Annotated in this window: 13 protein-coding genes and 1 pseudogene; 8 read left to right on the top strand and 6 right to left on the bottom strand. The window is 60.0% G+C overall.

The window, feature by feature from the left end; all coding sequences use genetic code 11:
- Nucleotides 1-809: 809 nt before the first annotated feature.
- The 5 genes and pseudogenes from CK219_RS16225 to CK219_RS16205 form a co-directional block, all read left to right on the top strand.
- A complete protein-coding gene (locus CK219_RS16225) occupies nucleotides 810-1,187 on the top strand; it encodes a tetratricopeptide repeat protein (RefSeq protein ID WP_141245355.1) in 378 nt (125 codons plus the stop codon).
- Nucleotides 1,188-1,369: 182 nt separating this feature from the next.
- Nucleotides 1,370-5,746, top strand: coding sequence for a GAF domain-containing protein (locus CK219_RS16220; RefSeq protein ID WP_095767746.1), 4,377 nt, complete (start codon nucleotides 1,370-1,372; stop codon nucleotides 5,744-5,746).
- Between the two features lie 223 nt (nucleotides 5,747-5,969).
- The gene (locus CK219_RS16215; RefSeq protein WP_141245354.1) at nucleotides 5,970-6,317 is read left to right on the top strand and encodes an Hpt domain-containing protein; all 348 of its coding nucleotides are present in this window, start codon (nucleotides 5,970-5,972) and stop codon (nucleotides 6,315-6,317) included.
- A gap of 1 nt (nucleotide 6,318) precedes the next feature.
- On the top strand, nucleotides 6,319-7,872 hold the full coding sequence (locus tag CK219_RS16210) for a response regulator (RefSeq protein WP_210200005.1): 1,554 nt from the start codon (nucleotides 6,319-6,321) through the stop codon (nucleotides 7,870-7,872).
- Between the two features lie 379 nt (nucleotides 7,873-8,251).
- Nucleotides 8,252-9,238: pseudogene (locus CK219_RS16205) on the top strand (tetratricopeptide repeat protein); the annotation flags it as partial.
- Between the two features lie 67 nt (nucleotides 9,239-9,305).
- On the opposite strand, the gene CK219_RS16200 reads toward CK219_RS16205, so the two are convergent.
- Nucleotides 9,306-10,478, bottom strand: a complete 1,173-nt coding sequence (locus CK219_RS16200) for an MFS transporter (protein ID WP_095767743.1) — start codon at nucleotides 10,476-10,478, stop codon at nucleotides 9,306-9,308.
- Between the two features lie 21 nt (nucleotides 10,479-10,499).
- Nucleotides 10,500-11,894, bottom strand: a complete 1,395-nt coding sequence (locus CK219_RS16195) for an FAD-binding oxidoreductase (protein ID WP_095767742.1) — start codon at nucleotides 11,892-11,894, stop codon at nucleotides 10,500-10,502.
- Nucleotides 11,895-12,002: 108 nt separating this feature from the next.
- Here CK219_RS16195 and CK219_RS16190 point away from each other — a divergent pair, with 108 nt between their 5' ends.
- Nucleotides 12,003-12,908, top strand: coding sequence for a LysR substrate-binding domain-containing protein (locus CK219_RS16190; protein ID WP_095767741.1), 906 nt, complete (start codon nucleotides 12,003-12,005; stop codon nucleotides 12,906-12,908).
- A 557-nt stretch (nucleotides 12,909-13,465) separates the two neighbouring features.
- Here CK219_RS16190 and CK219_RS16185 read toward each other — a convergent pair.
- From CK219_RS16185 to CK219_RS16170, 4 genes are all read right to left on the bottom strand, one after another.
- Entirely contained in the window at nucleotides 13,466-14,083 is a 618-nt protein-coding gene (locus CK219_RS16185) for a TetR/AcrR family transcriptional regulator (protein WP_095767740.1), read from the bottom strand.
- Nucleotides 14,084-14,141: 58 nt separating this feature from the next.
- Complete coding sequence (locus CK219_RS16180) at nucleotides 14,142-15,314, bottom strand: alpha/beta hydrolase (RefSeq protein WP_245340497.1); 1,173 nt, start codon at nucleotides 15,312-15,314, stop codon at nucleotides 14,142-14,144.
- Between the two features lie 71 nt (nucleotides 15,315-15,385).
- Nucleotides 15,386-15,922, bottom strand: a complete 537-nt coding sequence (locus tag CK219_RS16175; protein WP_176477031.1) for a hypothetical protein — start codon at nucleotides 15,920-15,922, stop codon at nucleotides 15,386-15,388.
- 242 nt (nucleotides 15,923-16,164) lie between these two features.
- A complete protein-coding gene (locus CK219_RS16170; protein ID WP_095767737.1) occupies nucleotides 16,165-16,827 on the bottom strand; it encodes a TetR family transcriptional regulator in 663 nt (220 codons plus the stop codon).
- Nucleotides 16,828-17,063: 236 nt separating this feature from the next.
- Here CK219_RS16170 and CK219_RS16165 point away from each other — a divergent pair, with 236 nt between their 5' ends.
- Together CK219_RS16165 and CK219_RS16160 are read left to right on the top strand one after the other, a co-directional pair.
- The gene (locus tag CK219_RS16165) at nucleotides 17,064-18,044 is read left to right on the top strand and encodes an efflux RND transporter periplasmic adaptor subunit (RefSeq protein WP_176477030.1); all 981 of its coding nucleotides are present in this window, start codon (nucleotides 17,064-17,066) and stop codon (nucleotides 18,042-18,044) included.
- On the top strand, nucleotides 18,041-21,133 hold the full coding sequence (locus CK219_RS16160; RefSeq protein ID WP_095767735.1) for an efflux RND transporter permease subunit: 3,093 nt from the start codon (nucleotides 18,041-18,043) through the stop codon (nucleotides 21,131-21,133). Before CK219_RS16165 ends, CK219_RS16160 begins: the two co-directional genes overlap by 4 nt.
- The last annotated feature ends 21 nt before the right edge of the window (nucleotides 21,134-21,154 follow it).

Raw genomic sequence — 21,154 nt, 5'->3', positions numbered from 1 at the left:
ACATGACTAGCCCGGCTTGACCGAGGCCCGGGCGAGGGCTCTGAAATCCAGCAGCGTGATGAATTTGGCCCGGCTGCTAATGTGGTCGGGCTACTCCGCTTGGCTGACTAGCTGAGCGACTGAGGTCCCAAAACGCCACGCATAGGTCCAAGTTAGTTTGCTGGCGAAGTATGGTTACCGTAACGTCAACATGGCGCATCCATTTTGGGTGTGCAGGGTGAAGGGGCGTGTTCATGAGGTTCGCTATTTCTATTGGCGCAGCCATCGTACTGGCCATGACTGGTGCTGCCGTTGCGAAAGAAAAGAAGGTGGCCGTAAAGCAGGGAGTGAGCCTGTGTTCCACAAGCGCAAACGGTAAGGTCACTCCGAAACTTGATTGCAAGTCGACAGGGACCGTTGTGCAAGGATCGGATGGGTCCCAAAATGCGCTAGAGCCGCGGTTGGGCTATAGTTCCAGCCCGTGGTTCGTTTTATCCGGCTTCTGAATCGCCGACCGGTTACGCGACGTTTGTCGGTTTGGGCTGCTAAGGGGCCGGCCTTTTTTCTACGTGAGACGGGGAACGTGAAGTCGGGATCCTGGTTCTCATGTCAGGGCCTAGGCATTCCCCAACAGATATGGCCCCTTCGTCTCGGGCAACCGACTGCTTTGATCCCCAACCCGCCCGCAAAGCGCCGGTTGCCGCCTTCGATTCGACTGGCGCGCTGCTGGGGGTGTTTGTCCAGCTCCGGCTTCTGTGCCTTTTTCATTGGCAGAGCGCCACGTTCGCATGACTTGATGATTCGATGGTGTCCTTTGAGAAGTTGCCGAGATGCATCTGACGCGGGCACGCGCTATTGACCCGAATTCCGCCTGGGCGGCTCGACGTCCCTCGCTGGTGTCCGAGGCCGCGATCTGGAAATTCGAGCATATGGCCGAGATCGGCATCGGTGCCGCCCATTACATTGCCGAACGATATGAGGAAGCATTGCTTATGACGCAGCGTGGGATCAGCCGGCAGCCCGGCGCCACCTGGGCACTGCGCTGGCTGGTGACGACGCTGGTCTATGCCGGGCGCAAGGATGAAGCGCAGCGCGTTTGCGGCCGACTGCTGGAAAGCCATCCGGAGCTGACCGTCGCCGCGATCAGGAACCAGCTGCCTTTCGAGGCCGGCAGCGGGAGCGCGTCGCCAGGCGTGCCGCGGGATTGATCCGGCCGGCCGGGCGCGAAGATGGTAAGCCCTTCATCTCGTCCGCCGCAGTAGATATTGCATTGCCTCAAGGCGTGTGCCGGTACTGTCAATCGCGCGTCTGGCGTGCAACACTACTTGCTAATATACGGGGTGAGAAGCATCCCGCTGAAGCTGCGAATGTCCTTTTGGGAGAAGCCAACATGCAGGGGGCAGTGGGAGGCGACCTCGCCAGTCTCTTGGAATCCGCCAATCGCCGTATTGCCGAACTGGAAAATAGCAATGCAGACGCGGCAATCGAGCTTGATCGACTTTCCGCCGAAAACAAGCGCCTGATTCAACTGGCCGAGGAACGCACCAAGGAACTGGCCATCCTCAACAGCGTCGGTGAAGCGATGGCAAAGACGCTGAATGTCAAGACGGTGACCCGCATCGTGGGCGATCAGGTGCGAGAAATATTCGGGGCTGATATAACCGAAATTCTGTTGCACGACGAGGCCTCCGATCTCATCACCGTGCCATACTCATTCTACCGCGAGTACCAAGAAGTCGAGCCTTTCACTTTGGGCACGGGGCTGACCTCCAAGGTCATCCTCTCTGGGAAACCACTGGTTCTCGGGACGTTTGAACAGTCCCTCGAATTCAATGTGATCGCCCTCACCGAAGCGGAGCGGGCAGAATCCTATATCGGCGTACCAATCATCGCCGGCGGCAGAACGCTGGGCGTTGTCAGCGTTCAAAGCTACGAAAAGAATGCCTTCGGCGAAGATCATTTGCGCCTGCTGCAAGCCTTGTCGTCAAGCATGGGCGTAGCGATCGCCAATGCCCGCCTTTTCGACGAGACGCAGCGGCTGCTGAAAGTGTCGGAGGACCGCGCAAAGGAACTAGCCATTCTCAACAGCGTCGGCAAAGCGACCGCCAAAACGCTGAATGTCAAGACGGTGACCCGGATCGTCGGCGACAAGGTTCGCGAGATGTTTGGCACCGAGGTTACCGAGATCCTGCTGCGCGATGAGAAGTCCGATCTGATTACTGTCCCTTACGCGTATTACCGCGACTACCAGGAGCCTGAACCGTTTGTCATGGGCGAAGGTTTGACCTCTAAAGTCATACTGTCGGGCAAGCCACTTCTTTTGGGGAATATTGAAGAGCACATTGCTCTGGGCGCACTGATGCCGACGGAGGAGGATAAGACCGAGTCCTATCTTGGCGTTCCGATCATTGTCGGGGACAAAACGCTCGGTGTGGTCAGCGTCCAGAGCTACCATAAGAACGTCTTCAGCGAAGATCACGTGCGCCTGCTGCAGGGGCTCTCGTCTAGCATGGGCGTTGCCATAGCCAACGCGTACCTCTTCGACGAGACGCAGCGGCTGCTGAAGATGGCTCAAGACCGCGCCAAGGAGATGGCCATTCTCAATAGCGTCGGCGAAGCGATGACAAGGTCGCTGAACGTCGACACTGTTATTCGGCTGGTGGGGGACAAGGTGAGGGAGGCCTTCGGCACTGAGGTCAGCGAAATTCTGTTGCACGACAGCCAATCGGGGCTGGTTAGAGTGCCCTACGCTTACTACAGGGGCTACAAGACCATCGAGGCCTTCCCGCTCGGAATAGGACTTACATCGGAAATCATCTCCAGCGGAAAGCCGTTGGTTTTCAGCACCATGGAGGAAGGAAAAAGGCGCGGTGCCTATTTCCCGTTCGAAGAGGACAGGACCTCTTCATACATTGGCGTCCCAATCAATTCGGGCGATAAGACGCTCGGCGTAGTCAGCGTGCAAAGCTACGAAAGGAACGCATTCGACGAGAACCATGTACGCCTGCTGCAGACGATAGCCTCCAACATGGGAGTTGCGATCGCCAACGCCCGCCTCTTCGACCAGACCCAGAGACTTCTAAAGGAAACGCAACAACGCGCGGCCGAACTGGGGGCTATCAGCAGGGTCAGTCAGGCGCTGGTCGGTGAAGCTGAGCTTGGCAACACGATCCAGATGATTGGCGATCAGATGCAAGAAATCTTCAGCGCCGACATTGTTTATGTGGCCTTGCTCGATCCCAAGACGAAGCTCATTCATTTCCCTTACCAGTTCGGCGAAGCCTTCACCACGCTTCGGCTTGGCGAAGGCCTGACGAGCAAAATCCTCGAAACAGGCGAGCCCTTGCTCATCAATCAGGACGTCGCCGAACGCGGCGCTGAAATTGGTGCAACGCCGGTGGGCAAGGATGCGCTCTCCTATCTCGGTGTTCCCATCAGGACTGGCCAGGGAAATGTCGGCGTGATCAGCGTGCAGAGCACGACACGCGAGGGCATGTTCAACGATGACTCTCTGCGTTTGCTCTCTACCATTGCCGCCACGGCAGGCGCCGCCTTGCACAACGCGCAGCTGTTCAGCGAGCTCAAGCACACCGAGGCCGCCGTTCGCCAGAGCGAAGCACGGTTTCGCCAACTTTTCGAGTCAGCTCCAATTCCGCTTTGGGAGGAGGATTGGTCCGGACTCAAAGTTATCGTCGATGGCCTGTTGCGGCAGGGGATCAGTGATGTCCGCGGCTATCTCCGCGATAACCCGCAAATTGCCGCATCTCTCCACAGCTCCGTGCGCTGGATCGATTTCAACGATGCGCTGGTTCGGCTCTATGGAGCTGAAAGCAAAGATGCGTTGCGGGCTCGGCTGGAGGCAGACACCGGGGAACACTCCTGGGCAACCTACCCAGATGCCGTCGCCCAATATTTCGACGGCCGCCTGCACACCTCGACCGAGGTCTGCGACAAGGATTTCAGCGGGCGCGATCTCTATCTCGTCGAGACGGTTCAGCTTCCGCAGGATCCGGCAAATGACTGGTCGCGCATTGTGTCATCCACGCAGGACGTGACTGAGCTCAAACAACTTTCCCTCGCCCTTCAGCAGGCAAAGGAGGCTGCCGAAGCGGCCAACGAGGCTAAGAGTACGTTCCTGGCAACGATGAGCCATGAAATCCGCACACCGATGAACGGTGTGATCGGCATGGCCAACCTGCTCCTAGCGACAAAATTAGATGATGAGCAGCGGGAAATTGGAGAGACAATTAACAACAGCGCCGAGGTTCTGCTCACCGTCATAAATGACATACTCGATTTCTCCAAGGTCGAGGCGGGCAAGATCGATCTCGATCCTCGGCAGTTCCAATTGCGCGACTGCCTGGAAAGTGCGATCGATTTGATCGCACCGAGAACGGCCGAAAAAGGGCTCGATCTGAGCTATTTGATCGAGCCCGGTACGCCGGAAACCGTCATTGCCGACAGTAGTCGGCTTCGCCAAGTGCTGATCAACCTCCTTAATAACGCTGTCAAATTCACTGAGCGGGGAGAGATCGTCCTTTCGGTGATGACGGTCGCGTCCGCAGCCACAAACCATGGTTCAAACGACGACGGCGAGGGGAAGATCTGCACGCTCCAGTTTTCGGTTCGCGATACCGGCATCGGTATACCCGGCGACCGGATGGACCGGCTCTTCAAATCTTTCAGCCAGGTCGATGCTTCTACGACCAGGCGCTATGGCGGAACCGGACTTGGCTTGGCCATCAGCAGGCGTCTGGTAGAGTTGATGGGCGGCGAGATCTGGGTCGACAGCGCGGAAGGGAAAGGCACCACTTTCTTCTTCACGATTCGCGCGCCTGTGGCATCGCGCCAAGAACTAGCAAACGCCCCGACGGCCACCGTCGAACTGGCAGGCAAGCGGTTGCTGGTCGTGGACGACAACGCAACCAACCGCCGCATCATGGCCCTGCAGGCGCAGTCATGGAATATGATCGCGTCCGCGAGCGAACACCCGCGCGACGCACTGCGAAGGCTTGAAGCAGGGGAAGTCTTCGATGTCATCGTTCTCGACATGAACATGCCTGACATGGATGGGATCGAACTCGCTAGAAAAATCCGCGCGCTCGAAGGCATGGAAAGCGTTCCGCTGGTGCTGCTTAGTTCCATGGTGCCCATGTCGGAGGACAGGAAGAAGGAAATGGAAAGCCTGCGGTTTGCGGCAGCGCTATCCAAGCCTATCAAGCCTTCACCATTGCTCAACACGTTGCTGTCGATCTTTGTTGGGACGCCGGCCCGCCCCATCCGAGCCGATCAGACGAAGGCTTCCGCCTTTGACGGTTCGATGGCCAAGACCCTTCCGCTTCAGATTCTTTTGGTCGACGACAATGCCACCAACCGCAAGCTTGGCTCGAAGGTGCTCGAACGCCTGGGATACACGCCGGAACTGGCAATCGACGGCCAGTCGGCGATCGCTGCCTATAGCCAGGGCAGCCATGATGTCATTCTGATGGATATCGAAATGCCTGACATGGATGGCCTGGAAGCGACAAGATTGATCCGCAGTTTAAATGCCAAGCAGTCGCATCAGCCGTTCATCATTGCCTTGACCGCAAACGCGATGACGGGCGATCGCGAGAGATATCTGGATGCCGGAATGGACGATTATCTGAGCAAGCCGTTGCGTGTGGAAGATCTCATAGCTTCGCTGAACAAAGCCGTAATGAATCTCGGTGAGAGGCTTGCGGGCGCAGCGGGTGATTTCGGAGGTCCCGGAGTGCTCGGTCCCTAAGATGGAACGGCAACGTTGGGGGAACCGTCACCGGCGTCGTGCCAGCATCGCTGGAATCCATGCGCTATCGCTAATTTAGGGTTGCCACGATAATCTGTCTTTTCAACGCCATGGAACTCTGAAAAAAGGTAGTAGAGAGTTCGAGTTCGCTTGTTTTTGACAGCGTCGGCAGACCTTTTCTTGCGCTGGTTTTAGTTTGACGAAGCATACATCGGGGGATGTTGTGGCGATCAACAGAGGGGCGCTGGACAAGCTGCGTGAGCTTGTCGGTGGCGAGGAAGCTGACCTTCTGGAGCTTGTGGAGTCCTTCTTGGAGGAAGGGCCATCCATCATGCAGGACATGTGGTCGTCATGTCATGCCTCCGACCACGCCGCCGTCCGACGGGCCGCCCACTCCCTGAAATCGAATGCGCGGGATATGGGTGCATTTGATCTCAGCCAGATCTGCGCAGGGGTGGAGGCGCGGTGCGCAAGCGGGGAGCCCGCCAGTCTTGCCGAGATTGGCGATGCACAGCGCGCGTTTGACGTCGCCATCACCGAGCTTCGAACAATCTTCAATCTGGGGAAATAGCGTGAGCAACCCTGGCCGAATTCTCATCGTCGACGACTCTCGGACCATAAGGATCAAACTCAAAAAATCGGTCGAGGCTCTCGGCCATGAAGCCGAGGCTGTAAAAAACGGTCGAGCGGCACTCGACCTGCTCGCAGCCAAAAATTTCGATCTTGTTCTTCTCGACATCATGATGCCGGGGATGGACGGCTTCGAGGTGCTGACGAGCCTGAAGACATCATCGCGGACGCGGGATGTGCCTGTGATTGTAGTATCCGGGCTCGACGATGAGATGAGCAGCGTCGTGAAGGCGATTGAATTGGGCGCCGAGGATTTCTTGCCCAAGGATTTTGAACTGGCGCTTCTCAAGGCGCGGATTTCCACGTGCATCGAGAAAAAGCGACTGCGCGATGTAGAGAAGGAATATCTGCGTCAGGTGACCAAGCTGACTAAAGCGGCCGCAACCCTGGAAAGCGGGAGGTTCAACCCTTCAAAGCTGGGCATCCGCGATGTAGCAGCCCGAACCGATGGTCTGGGCAAACTTGCCAGTGTGTTCGCTACGATGGCCCAAAAGGTCTACGAGCGCGAGCGCAAGATGCGGCAAAACATCCGCACCTTCCGTGGAGCCTTGCTGCTGTTGGCCTGCGGAGGATTGTGGGGCCTTGTCGTCCCGCTGTCGAAAATGGCTTCGCTCGTTGAAGCTCACCCAATTGGACTAGCGATCCTTATTGATCTCATGGGAGCTGCGTTCTGCCTCGGGATTAGCCTTAAGCGCGGGACAATGCCGAGCCTATCTGCTCTCAAGCGCTCGGATTGGCGTTTCGTCATCATCCTGGCGTTCATCAGCTCGGTGGTCAATCAGGTGCTGGTCTATTGGCTGGCGAGCAAGCTTCCCGCCTTTATCGTCTCCATTGTGATCGTGTTGGAGGGTTTCGCCGTATTCCTTTTTGCGGCTTTGATGCGGACTGAAGCGCCCAGCATGAAACGGTTTCTGGGTCTTGGACTGGGTCTCATCGGCATCGTCATAATCCTTTTCTTTGGCGAGCCAGGGGAAATGAATGCCAACTGGTTGTGGCTCGCCATCGCACTCGTCATCCCGGTCACTTATGCGACGGAGGATATTTACCTTTCTGAATTCAAACCGATTGCCATAGACAGCGTCGCGATGCTCGGCATCGTTCTTGTTGCTTCGCTTCTGATGCTGATCCCCCTGGCGGCTTTTTATGGGGATTTCATACCGGTTGGTTTGTTGACCGGAAGGCTTGGCATCATCGTCATTCTGATGGCAGTTGCCGGCAATCTGGCCATGCTGCTCTTCATTGCGCTGATCTCCAGCACAGGTGCTGTGTTCGCAAGCCAGAACGCCTACGCCGTAACCGCGGCCGGTATAGGGTGGAGCATGTTGCTGCTGGGCGAAGCGATACCGGCGCTCACCTGGGTTTCGTTAGCGCTGATCGTGGTCGGCCTGCTGATGGTCGAACCGAAGCAGGAAGCTGAAGAAGAACCGCCACCGCTTGACGATGAGATAGAGGAATTCGTGCCGAAGCTCGACCTTGTGCCACTGCCAACGGAATGAACAGAGGCCGAGGCAGTTCTGGGTACCTGAAGCCAAGCAGAGCATGGTCCGATGCTGACGGCGTGGTGCGCCGAATGGAACGTCGGTTTCTCGGCTCGCCAGTCCGAAAGCTGCCGGTCCGCTCACGGCCCAAAGTAGTCGAAAGGCGGTTCTACAATTCGGCGGCGACTCGGGTTCTTGGAAGCTCTTCGAACGTTCTGCCTTGCACCTGCGGCCAAATTGCGCGTGCTCATGGCTGAGATCGGGATATCAGGAGGAGCTATGGGGCAAGCTTGATCAGCACGTACGCATGCGTCCCTCCCTCAACTGACGGGTATGGCATGGAGACTGCGCGGTTACTCACGCCTATAATCATTAGTTAGCCGCGTCGGCCCCTGCCGTTCGCTATGTCCTCGAAGGCAGCGTGCGCAAGGCCGGCGGCAGCGTGCGTGTCACCGCGCAGATGATCGATGCTTCGACCGGTGCGCATGTCTGGGCCGAGCGCTACGATCGCAGCTCCGAAGACATCTTCGCGCTGCAAGACGAGATCGCACTGGCAGCAGTAGGAGCGATTGCGCCAAGCGTGCGGAAAGCCGAAATCGAACGAGTCAGGCGCAAGCGCCCTGGCAGTCTCGATGCCTACGATCTCGTGCTGCAGGCCCAGCCTGACGTGGATTCAGGCATGCCGGATCAGGTGACCAGGGCGCTGGTGCTTCTCGAGCGTGCGCTCGCGCTCGAACCGGCCTATGCGCTGGCGCATGGCAATGCCGCGATGTGCCATCATTGCCTGTTCCTTCGCGCCGGCCTGCAGGAGATCAATCGTGCGTCTTCGATCCGCCACGCGCGGTCGGCCATCGTCCACGGGCAAGATGATGCGCTCGCCCTGACGTGGGCGGGCTTTTCCATCGGAATGGATGCGCATGATCGCGCCGGTGCGTTCGCGGCATTGGAAGCCGCCCTCGCCATCAGCCCGTCATCGGCGCTGACCTACATCCTCGGCAGCGTCATGCTCGGATGGAGCGGTGAAGCGGAGCGCGCGATAGAGTGGAGCGAGCAGGGCATGCGGCTGAGCCCATTCGATTCATGGGCCTGGGCCGCATTTGACGCGCAGGCGATGAGCCATTTGCTGCACGGCCGTTACGAAGAGGCTTGCCGTGCTGCCTACAAGTCCGTCCAAGCCAATCCGGCGCACAGCATCACCTATGTGCAATTGGCCGCCGCGCTGGCCAAGCTTGGCCGGTTGGACGAAGCGAGGGCAGCCGCCGCTCGCGTGATCGAGCTTCAACCTGGCTTTCGCTACAGCCGCCAGTTTGCAGGCGTGAACTGTGCTCCCGCGCTCTCGAATTGCCTCGGTGAGGCGCTGGAGATTGCTGGCCTGCCGGAGTAACAATACTGGCAGCACGCCGAGTGCCTGCTCTTCTTGCTCCGTTCGGTCTCAGCCAAAGATCAGTCGCCTAGATTAGCTCGGAACAGCGCCGCCGAAGGTAACTGATCCGGTGGAATGACCAAAGGAGGAGAGGGCAAAGCAGGAGGGCGGCAGCGCCTAAATCAAGTGCGGCCGTCGCGGTGCCGGTCCAGACAGCAAGCTTGCCGCCGATCGCCGGCGCGGCCAGCATGCCGGCATAATAGACGGTGTAGAACACGCCCATCCCGATCGATCGCGTCCTCAGATCGAGCACGCGTGTGGGCAAGCTCATGATCGCGCCGGCAGGCAAGCCGCATACGATCCCCATGGCAAAGGTGAGGGGCAACACTGCTCCGCCTCGCGACAGCAGCAGCATCAGCAATGCAAAGCCGACACAGCCCGCCACAAGTACCGCGCCGACGCGTCTGGTGCGATCTGTCAGGATGCCGCCAAAGGGGACGGAGAGGGTCGCCAGCCAAAGCACGACGCTGATCGTCGACCCCGCCGCAGAGGTGGACCAGCCACGCTCGACGAGCATCGACGGACCGAAGCTGAAGACCATTGCGAAGCCGACGTTGTAGAGGCACCAGATGAGTCCGGCGGCGACGAGGGCATAGGCTGTGCCGGCCGAAATGCCGAGGCGTTCGACGCCACCAGCAGGCGCTACCCCCGGGCTGCGATAGACGAAGGCCGTCAGACCGATGGCGACAACAATCAGAACCGAAACGGCAATGCCCACGCCAGTCATCCCGAACGTCGTGCCGATTGCCGGCAAGAGCAAGAGAGCGATGGCGATGCCCGCTGGCCACGAATTGATGTAGGTGGCCATGGCGGTTGCGATTTCCCGGCCGGCAAACCAGTCGGCGACCATCTTGGTCATCAGGACGTTCAGGAGAACGCCGCCGGTGCCGGCAACCAGCCGGCCGCCGATCTGCAGGCTCCAGGATGTCGACGCCGTCATCAGCATTTCACCCGCCAGCATCATCAGAAGGCCGGCGAGAACGGTCGTCTTGTCGCCATAGCGCCGGCCGATCGTGGCGCCGGGCAGGGCCAACGCTATCCCCGGCGCAAGATAGAGGCCGATTAGAATGCCGATGTCGGCCAGGCTCGCGCCGAGGTTGTCGCGGACAAGGGGCACGACGGCGCCGACGCTCTGAAATTGAAACGCCATGGCGGCGCGGGCGACAAACAGGACAGCAAGAATTGTCCAGCGGCTGCGCACGGATCCCCCACGGATTGCGAATTATCCAGGCCTGATATTCTGGTTCAATCGGAAGAAATTAGTCGGGTCATATTGCTTCTTGACAGCGGCGAGGCGCGCATAATTTCCGCCGTAAGCATCCCGCACGCGCTCGTCGCCCTCATCACCGAGATTGTTGGCATAGACGCCGCCGGTGGAGAATGGCCTGACCGCATTCCACAGGTCGCGCGCCCAGCCAATATTTGCCTCGTCATCGACTGGATCGTCCCAGATCGCGATCGGGAAGCAGTCGAGGGCCGCATCGCGATTGGCGTAGGGCGAATCCGACGCGGGTACCCGAGCGATCGCTCCGCCGACCTGCTGGAAGACCAGCAGGGACGAGCGATTGGGAGCTTTCGCGTAACAGTCGAGCAGCGCGTCGATCGCACCATCTGCGATCTCACGCAGGAACTGCGCTTTCCAGTAATAGCGTCGTCCGCGTGGAAACAGGCTGTCGCCCGCCGATTGAATTTGGATATAAGGAATGGCCTGCAGGCGGCTTTCGACGGGGGATCCGAATTTCATCAGCGGCGCGATGACAGCTTCGCCCGCTTCGAGCGGCCCGGCGTAGCAGGCCGCGATGCTGAAGGCACGCTCGCCTGAAGGCAGAGTGACAAGCGCGGCATCCACACTCAATTCGTCGGGGGCGCCGCGGGAGAATTCATCGTAAAACCGCATCGCCTCGCGCGCCTGATTGTAAGCGTGAAGCACCGAGCCCACGAGAAGCGCTGGGCCGAGCGGGTGCAGCCGGTATTCGAACGCCGTTACTATGCCGAAATTGCCGCCGCCGCCGTGAAGGGCCCAAAATAGCTCGGGATGGTCGCTGGCGCTTGTTCGCAACATCCGTCCATCGGCCGTGACGATTTCAGCGGCGATGAGATTATCACAGCTTAGGCCATGCTTGCGCCCGAGCTTGCCGAAGCCGCCGCCGAGCGTCAGGCCGGCAATGCCGGTGTCGCCGTTGACACCCATGGTCGTCGCAAGGCCGTGCGCCTGTGTGGCTGCGTCGAATTCGCCCAGGTTCAAACCGGCCTCGGCCCTGGCGATGCGGCGCTGAGGATCGACGGAGATCTTCTTCATGCGGGACAGATCGATCACCATCCCATCATCGCAGACCGACAGACCGGCGACGTTATGGCCGCCGCTGCGAACGGCCACGAGGCAGCCTTGCGACCTGGCATAAGTTACGGCATGGACGACGTCGTCGGGAGTGGCGCAAAAGACAATTGCGGCTGGGCGTTTGTCGATCGCCCCATTCCAGACCCTGCGCGCCCGGTCGTAGGCAGCATCTGTCGGCAACACCAGTTCGCCCCGCAAGCCCGGCCGCAGCTGTTCGGTCAGCGAGCCCGGAGATTGGGAGCGGCCCGATAACGCTTCGGTCTGTCGTGGTATCTCCATCGATGTCGCCCCCGGTTCCAGCAGGACGATGGTCTCACAGGGACGCAACCTTCTGCAAAAGCGAAATTCTTAGCTGCTGGATGAGCAGAATTCATCTACGCTGCCGGCATGGGAAACCGTCCGCCGCTGCGCGCTTTGCACGCCTTCGAGGCCGCCGCCCGACACGGCAGCTTCAAGGCCGCGGCGGCGGAGCTCGGCGTGACGCCGACAGCGATCAGCCATCAGGTCCGCTTGCTGGAAGAGATTTGCGGTCTCAAGCTGTTCCAGCGCCGCCCACGCCCGCTCGTGCTGACGAGTGCGGGAGCGCGTCTTTTCCCTATCCTGAGTAATGGCTTTGATCTTCTCGGCGGCTCCCTTGCGGCGGTCGCCGAGCCGGATGTTCAGGCGCCGTTGCGGGTGACAAGTCCGAACGCTTTCGCCAGCCGATGGCTAGTGCCACGATTGCCGAAATGGCGAGAAGCCAACCCGGCCGTGCCACTGGAGATCATCGGGACGGACGCGCTGCTCGATCTGCGCGCCGGCGCGGCGGATGTGGCGATCCGCTACACGCGTCGCCCGCCTTTGGGCTTTGCCGCGCAAGAGCTATGCCGTGATTCCTTCTTTCCCGTCTGCAGCCCGCGATTGTTGGCAAGCGACGGACGGGCGATTGAGCGTGCTGCCGATCTCCTCCGTTATCCGCTGATCCATTTTGACTGGATGAATCGTGATCCGGACGCTCCCACTTGGCGCCAGTGGCTGGCGACGGCGCGTTCAATCGATCCGGACCTGATCCCGGACAAGGCCTGGGATCTGAGCTTCCGCGAGGAACTGCATGCGATCGACGCAGTTGTCGCCGGGCAGGGCATTGCGATCTTAAGTGACATCGTGGTCGGCCGCGAACTGGAAAACGGCTCGCTCGTCAAAGCGCATCCATTGTCCTTGCCGGGCTACAGCTTCTATGTCGTGTGGATGCAGCACGGTCCGCGATCTGCGGTGATGGAATCTTTCCTGGCGTGGATGAGAACCGTCTTGTGAGTTTTTGTCGAACCCGCGCCCGCCCGGTCGGACTGTCCGCTATCACGATTCTGCGTTCCCAAAGCTGTCAGTCAGCTTCCGGCCCCAAAACGGTCGACAAACAGTTCTACAATTCGCAATCGACTGGGGTTCCTGGAAGCTTTTCGAACGTTTTGGGTCTCGGCTCAGCCCGAGTTGCGGATGCTCATGGACAAAGTGGGCCACGAGATTCGAATCTAGAGTAGGCTAGGGGGCATCGAACTTCTGCGCCTTCGTGACAACGTGTGTCGGCCTAACCCCTCTACGTTCTGAACGGCAACTTTGCGCCCATATCTGCCGGTGGAGGTGAACTCCGTATTTCTCCACTTGCAAACTGAGCTTCACCGTCCTTCTTTATCTGTTGGAAGAGGGTTTGCCGAGTGGTTCCCATCGGGCGGCTGCTCTCGCCGAATTTACATCATTCCTGCACGCACATGAGCGCCACTTAACCGCAAGCACGACCTAACTGGAACTCGGAACTCCAGCAAGCTGAGGTCAGCATTTTTTGCATGAGCCGCCCACAGGCCTTTTTCCGGTGATCAATGCGCGCCTACCCAGTCACCGCAGGGCCTCAATCGCGAAGGAAACGAGTCCTGAGCTGAAGTCTCGCAATAGTTCGGGGGCGTTGCACTGACAAATCGGGGATCCCACAAGACGGCGAGCGAGGCGCACAAGCAGGAGGCCGCGCGCACATCTGTCGGTTGAAACTCATCTGTGCCAATGCCGGCGCGAATAAGCTGTCCCACGAGGCCCTGAAGCCGATTTCGATATTGTCTGTAGGACGACCAGTTGCTGCTCGCGGCAACGACAATCAGGCAGAACATTTGCGGGTCGGCCTGTTGGGCCTGCAGCAGCAAGCGATGGTGGCTAAGCATCGTTTCTTTAATTTGGTCTGCTGCGCTCACCAAGCCCCCTGCGGGGAGTAGTGCATAGCTGAGGTCACTTTCATAGAAATCCGCTACGATGGCGTTCCATATCTCGGCCTTCGAGGGGAATATTCGGTATAGGCTTGCGGGAGATTTTCCGAGCAGTCGGGCGATGTCTGCGACTGTCGTTTTCGAGGGGCCATACATGCGACAAGCCGCCGTGCCAGCTTGAATGATCGGAAATCTCTCATCGGCTGAATGATCGTTGCTCGCCATGCTGGAAAGGGTCATCGTTCACTCTCAAACGGTATGCTCGGATCACCAAATCGCCTGTAGCCAGGCGCGACGATCAGTAGGAAATCTGCCCGTCCCGTATCTGGCCCGCGTCCGAGGAGAGCTCCCGTTTCAAGATCTCGCGAGCCTTCGGGCTGATGACTGCGGCTGGGGCAGCACTGGCCACCCGCGCTGCCGAACCGGCCAAATCGGCGGTCGTGACCCCGATCTTGTCGGCGTAAGTCGGCTCTTCTCCGGCCAAGCTTTGTCCCGCAAGCCGTCGCCCAAGCACGCGCACAATGCCGGGGGTATCGGCAAACGCGCTGTGGCCGAGCGGATCGCCGGGCGTGATGTCGCTGGTGTCGATAACCGAAACGCCAAGCTCTTCGAGCTCGGAAGCGTATGGTCTCAGATCAGTTCCCCCGACGCGTCGAACTCCTCCCGAAAGCAATCGAGAGACTTGCAGGGCTTTGTCATTGGTTGACGTAAAGATCGTGAAATGCGGTCGGGTCGGGCCCATCTCGATGAACTGGCGCCGAAACACGTCGATGTCGATATCCGGCGACGCGAAAACCACGTTCCTGACTTTCGTCGGGATTGTCTGGTCGCGCATGGCGATATCGCGCAGCGCCTCGGCCGTCAGCCATGCGCCCATTGAGTGCGCCAGGATCGTCACGTCGGCGACGTCGGGACTGCTTGTGGCCTGGAGGATCAGGTCTTCCAGGGCGCGACGTGAGTAGTTGGTGCTTTCCTTGTCATAGAGATAGTCAAACGGATCACCGCGCGACGGCCATGTGAAGAGAATCGGCGCTGCATCGGTTCCGGTATCGTGAACGATCTGGGCGAAGCGGAAGACGGCATCGGCGTATGTGTTGTTGAAGCCGTGCACGAAGATAAGCACCTGCCGCTTGCCGTTGCGATTCCTGCGAACCCACTCAAGAACTGCGCTTTGCGAGGCGACTTTTCCCACGCTGAGTACCGCGAACTCCCTTTCGGGGTCGGGTTTCACGAGCAGAGGCCACTGGATCTTTCCGACCGTGCGGTTCCGGTCCGGAGGAATGGAGATGACTATATTGTTGAGCGAGATCGCCGTTCCGCGATCGCCACTATAGAGCTGGCCGCGATCGTCGGATGGCTTGCGCGTCGTCGCGACCAGCATGTCGACGTGGCCAGTATCACTGGCGGCAAAGGGGAGAGGTTGAAAAACTTTTTCGGGTCGAGTGGCGCAGCTGATCAGCAGGCACAGCATCGGGGGAACGAGCAGGCCTCGCCACCAACGCACACGAAACCTCAACCTCGGCCAGGCGTGACGTTCTCTTCTCATCGGCCGACGGCCAGACTGCGCAGAAACTGATCGGCTGCAAGGACGATGAAAGCGGCAACCGTCATCATCAAGGCGCGCCGGAAGCGCGTCTGCTTGATGATCCTGACGCGAGACACCTTGAGCAGTTCGGCGGAAAGAACAGAGGTCCAATCGGCGGTTAGCGCCTCGCGGACGAAGTCCCCGAGATTGGCGAATGTGCTGGGGTCGACATAATAAATGCGCTGCTCCGAGCCACAGAACTTCTTCGCGACAAGATCCTTTTCCGCGCGGGTCCGGCTTGGGTGGATAACCTGCCCGAACTGCAGAATCGGCATGATGAGAACGCCCCAGACACCTGCGAAGAACAGTGGCCCGAGCGGCGCGTGCGTTGGCAGGAGATCGCCGAAATGGAGCACAAGATTTAGCGCCAGGATGTAGCCCACGCCGACGATTTGCGCCTTTGTGTCATAGGCCCGTACCGTCGTCTGCGCTTCCTGCAGAGCAGCAAGCAGCATCTTGTCGGTGTAATCACGGGTGTTGCCTCGTCCGGGCATTGTGGAATCCATTTGAGAGATGTGTTCGGAAGGCCCTGCGTCCCTCCGAGCTACTTTCTTTTCAGAGCCGTCCCATCGAGCATGTCCCGGTCGCCAGCTATCCATGAAGGAGCCGCAGCTGGCGCCTGTCGACTGGCCGTCAGAGACCCAGTCGGCATCACGCGCTCGGGCCGGATGACCGGCCGGTGCGCACATTGACCGCGCCAATGCTGAACCGCATCCCTCCCGCATACTTCGAGGAATCATGCTCCCCGCGCCTGACCGGCCGATGGTTGGGCTTTTGTCGTGCCGATTGTCTCGAGAAACCCGGCCACCAGGGGCATTGTGGTTGCTGTGAGCTCCAACTGCGCGGGAGCGCGGAGCCAATCGAGAACTGATCCATTGACCAGAAGCAGGAGCGCGCGCGCGGCCAATTCCGGCGACAGAGTAGCCGCGAGCCGGCCGCGGGTTGCGGCGAGTGCTATCACGGACTCGAACAATTTCTGGAGCGCCAGGTCCGCTTCCCGCTGACGCGTAACCACCGGCAGCATGTCCTCGGAATATTCGCAACGCAGCCAGAGTATTGAAAGGATGCGGGAACGTTCCGGATGGGTTTCGAACGCCTGCAGCCCCTCCCGGATTGCGTCTGCCAGCTCGTGCAACGGATCAAGGTCGGTGTGGGCGGCGAGGCGAGCCTTAAGCCGATCGCCAAATTCCTCGTTCGGCATGTTCGCCCGCCGCTCCAGGGCAGCGAATATCTCCTGCTTGTCGCGGAAATGCCAGTAGACAGCCCCGCGCGTTACGCCAGCGGCACTTGCGATCTGTTCCAGGGTAGCACGGGTCACGCCGCGCTCGAGGAACACGTCGATGGCCGCAGCGAGGACAGCCTCGCGGGTCTGTTCGGCCTCGGCCTTGGTGCGTCTCATCAGTGAAATCCTTCCTCTGCGTCAATTTTTACATACATCCAGGGCTTTCCCTATTTACATACATGCACGAATGTATATAAGCAAGCCCGAAATTGTAGAGGCCAGCGAGGAATTTCATCGGACTGGCCACAACAGAGGGTCTGTCAATGAAGTCCGCATCCACACTTGCCTGCCTGGGATTAACCGTCTTTACGTGCGTTGGTGCGTCCGCACCGCCGCCACCGGAGGTTCGCCCAGTGCGAACCGTGGTCGCCTCCGCTAGCACCGAAGGGGAGCCTGTTTCGCTGACGGGCCATGTCCGCGCACGCACGGAGGAGAACCTTGCCTTCCGCATTGACGGGCGCATGATTAGCCGCAAGGCCAGCGTGGGGCAGATAATCCAGCCGGGCGACGTCGTCGCGGAAATCGATCCGCAGCCCCAGCAGAATGGCCTGCATGCCGCGCAGGCGCAGAACGAGGCAGCGCGAGCGGCCGTCCACGAAGCCGCCAACACCCTGGAGCGTCAAAGGAGGCTGCTCGGGCAGGGCTGGACAACCCGAGCCCAGTTCGATGCCGCCGAGAGGGCATATCTGAGCGCGAAAGCCGAGGTGGATTCCACGGCGGCCGTATTGCACACGGCTCAGGACCAGTTCGGCTACACCAAACTGGTCGCTGACTCGGCCGGCGCCGTGATCGCCACCGGGGCGGAGGCCGGCGAGGTCGTCAGGGCAGGTCAGATGATTGTCACGGTCGCACATGGTGACGGTGCCGACGCAGTGTTCGACGTGCCCGCGAGCCTCATGCGCCAGGTTGCCCCTGACGCGTCGATCGACATCGCGCTAACCGACGATCGGTCGGTGCGCGCCGTTGGCCAGGTCCGGGAGGTGGCGCCACAGGCCGATCCCGTCACCCGGAGCTATCGGGTTAAAGTTGGGCTCAGCGCCTGGCCGAAGGCGATGCGCCTTGGGGCAACAGTAACCGGTCAGACGCATATACAGGTAGCGAGCGGCATAGAGCTGCCAGCAACCGCCTTAACGACGGCAGAGGACCGGCCGGCGGTCTGGATCGTCGACGGCAAAACGCAGCAAGTCTCGCTTCGAACCGTCGACCTGCTTCGACAGGATTCTTCCCATATTGTGGTTTCTCGAGGCGTCGAGAGCGGCGAAATCGTGGTGACCGCCGGCGTGCATGCGCTGAGGCCCGGCCAGAACGTCCACCTGCTGGGAGCTTCCCAATGAGCCGCTTCAATCTCTCCGCTTGGGCGCTCGCGCATCGCTCGGTCGTCTACTATCTAATGCTCGCTGTCCTGGTCCTTGGCATTGGAGCCTACCTGCAGCTCGGTCGCAACGAGGATCCTACCTTCACCATCAAGACCATGGTGGTGCAGGCGAGGTGGCCTGGCGCAACGCTCGATGACACGCTGCACCAGGTAACCGAGCGCCTGGAGCGCAAACTTCAGGAAACACCTCATCTCGACTACCTGAAGAGCTACACCAAGGCCGGCGAGTCCACCGTCTTCGTATATCTGAAGGGATCGACGGCACCGAAGACGGTGGCGGATACCTGGTATCAGGTGCGCAAGAAAATCGAAGACATCAGGCTGACCTTGCCGCAGGGCGTGATCGGCCCGGTAGCCGATGATGAGTTCGGCGATACCTATGGCATCATCTATGGGTTCACCGCCGACGGGTACTCCAACCGCGAATTGCGGGATTACGTGGAAAGCGTCCGTTCGCGGCTCTTGCAGGTGCCCGATGTCGCCAAGGTGAACTTGATCGGAGCTCAGCCTGAGCGCATCTACATCGAGTTCTCGCCTCAAAAGCTCGCGGGCTACGGCCTTACCGCGGAAGCTCTGACAACAGCGCTGCAGGCCCAAAACGTCGTGGTTCCCTCGGGTGAGATCGTCACCGATCAGGAAGGCATCAAACTGCAGGTAAGCGGCGCGCTGAAATCCGAGAAGGATATTCTCGCCGTCAACTTTGCAGTGGGCGATCGCATCATTCGCCTTGCCGACATCGCTCAAGTGCGCCGCGAGGATGCCAACCCGCCAGATCCAATCTTTCGCATCAACGGCAAGCCTGGCCTGGGACTCGGGATCTCCATGCGCGACGGCGGCGACGTCCTGGCGCTCGGTCGCAACGTCGAAGAAACGATAAAGGAACTCAGGAAGGACTTGCCGGTCGGCATCGAGCCCACAATGATCGCCAACCAGCCGGAGACGGTCAGTCATGCAATCGGCGACTTCATGGAAGCACTGTGGGAAGCGATCGCCATCGTCCTTGTCGTGAGTATTTTGAGCCTGGGCTTCCGCGCCGGCTCCGTTGTCGCGATCTCGATTCCGCTGGTTCTTGCAATCGTGTTCGCGGCAATGCTGGCCTTGGGCATCGACCTTCAGCGTATCTCGCTTGGCGCCCTCATCATCGCTCTCGGGCTGCTGGTCGACGATGCCATGATCACCATCGAAACCATGGTGAGCCGTCTCGAACGTGGCGACGACAAGCCGACCGCGGCCGTCTTCGCCTACGCTTCGACTGCCATGCCGCGGCTTGCCGGGACGCTGGTCACGGTCGCTGGCTTTGTGCCAGTTGGTTTTGCGCGCAGCGACGCAGGCGAATACACTTTCTCACTCTTCGCCGTGGTGGCGCTGTCCCTAATCGCTTCCTGGGTGGTGTCGGGCCTGTTTGCCCCTGTCGTGGGCGTTGCGCTCCTGGGAAAGCCAAAGCACTCCCACAGTGAAACGCTGAGCGCGCCGATGCGCTTGTTCAAGCGTGCTCTGCTGGCTTCGATGCGCGCCAAATGGATCACCATCCTGGTGACGGCGGGTCTCTTCGCTGCAGCCCTGGCTGGAGCCCGTCTCATCCCGCAGCAGTTCTTTCCCTCCTCCGACCGGCCTGAGTTGTTGGTGGATCTGAAGCTGCAGGATAATGCCTCGATCCTTGCGACCAACGAGGTCGTGCAACAGTTCGACGAGATCGTGGCCGCCGATCCTGACGTAGAGCATTTCTCGACCTATGTCGGCCAGGGCGCCATTCGCTTCTATTTGCCGCTCGATGTGGCCCTGCCGAATCCGTTCTTCGCCCAGTCGGTCATTGTCACCAAAGGGCTTAAGGAACGCGAGCAGGTTCGCGCGCGTCTGGAGAAGGCTTTGGCGACGCGGTTCCCGCAGGTCGTCGCCCGTGTCAATCCGCTGGAACTCGGTCCGCCTGTCGGCTGGCCGGTGAAATACCGAGTGGACGGACCGGATCCGGCCCAGGTTCGCTCAATTGCCCTGCAAGTTGCCGATGCCCTGGGCAAGACGGCGGGCCTCCGCAACGTCAACTTCGACTGGGTCGAGCCATCACGGATTATGCGTGTCAAAGTCGACCAGGACCAGGCGAGACAGCTGGGCCTTAGCTCCGCCGTGGTGGCGACCGCCCTCAATGCCATTGTCTCCGGCACCACGGTGACGCAGGTTCGCGACGATATTTACTTGGTCGACGTGGTCGCGCGCGCCGCGCAGACGGAGCGGACCTCTCTTGAATCGCTTCGCTCATTGCAGATCCCGCTTCCGGGCGGGCGGGTGGTCCCATTAAGGCAGATCGCAACCTTTGACTATTCCCAGGAATACCCAATCGTCTGGAGGCGCGATCGCGTTCCGACCCTGACCGTGCAGGCCGACGTGGTGCCCGGTGTGCTGCCAGCGACGGCCGTCAAGGCCTTTGAGCCTCAACTTGGCAAACTCGTGGCGGCGCTGCCGAGCGGCTATCACATCTCGACTGGCGGTTCAGTGGAGGAGAGCGGCAAAGCCCAAGCTTCCGTTATGGCGGTGCTGCCGGCAATGGGTCTTCTCGTGCTGACGATCCTGATGTTCCAGCTGCAGAGCTTCCAGCGCATGTTCCTGGTTTTGAGTGTCGCTCCGCTCGGCATCATTGGTGTGGTGGCGGCCCTGCTACTTGCACAAGCTCCGCTCGGCTTCGTCGCGATCCTGGGTGTGCTGGCGCTGACCGGCATGATCGCGCGCAATTCAGTCATCCTGATCGATCAGATCGAGACCGAAAGAAGGACCGGCGCCCATCCGTGGGACGCCGTCGTCACAGCCGCGCTTCACCGGACACGTCCGATCTTGCTCACGGCAGCCGCCGCGACACTCGGCATGGTGCCGATCGCGCCGACTGTCTTCTGGGGACCAATGGCCTTCGCGATCATCGGCGGCCTCGCCGTCGCGACGGTTCTAACCCTGATCTTCCTACCGGCTCTCTATGTCGCGTGGTTCCGGATCAGTGAACCACGTCAGGCTGAATCGTCCACGGAGCTCGCGGGGACAGGAAACCTTGCGTTGCAGGCGTGATCGATGGGCGGGCCACGGATC

The organism is Mesorhizobium sp. WSM4313 (genome assembly GCF_002294725.1).
Classification (GTDB): Bacteria; Pseudomonadota; Alphaproteobacteria; order Rhizobiales; family Rhizobiaceae; genus Mesorhizobium.
Note: the sequence above shows the minus strand (reverse complement) of the source record. Positions and strands in the feature narration are given on the sequence as shown.